Below are 290 nucleotides of genomic sequence, written 5' to 3' on the forward strand. Positions count from 1 at the left end.
TCCGCTTCGAGCCGGGCTAGCAGCCTTGAGACGCCGTACTGCGCCAGGAGAACACGGTCGATCAGCTCGAAGGGACGCAGTCCGCTCTCGCCCGCCTCCGCAAGCTCGTGCAGCACGTCATACCAGGCGAGCGGCGGCAGGCCGCCGGCCTTCAAGGCATCTTCGGTCTTTTCAACCAGCTGGCGCGAGACGCGCATGAGGCGCGCCCATGCGCTGACGGCTTCACTCACCGCCGCCCTAGCCTCGTCTCCACGCCAACAGGAGACCCACCCAAATGGCAGGCACGGTCG

The 290-nt window shown here is 67.2% G+C and carries 1 protein-coding gene; it reads right to left on the bottom strand.

Annotated features, from left to right (window positions below; all coding sequences use genetic code 11):
- Positions 1–197, bottom strand: a 197-nt coding sequence (locus tag EN852_RS39665) for a helix-turn-helix domain-containing protein (RefSeq protein WP_135879963.1), incomplete at its 3' end; no start/stop codon positions are given.
- Positions 198–290 lie beyond the last annotated feature (93 nt).

This window comes from Mesorhizobium sp. M2E.F.Ca.ET.209.01.1.1 (assembly GCF_004010375.2).
Lineage (GTDB): Bacteria > Pseudomonadota > Alphaproteobacteria > Rhizobiales > Rhizobiaceae > Mesorhizobium.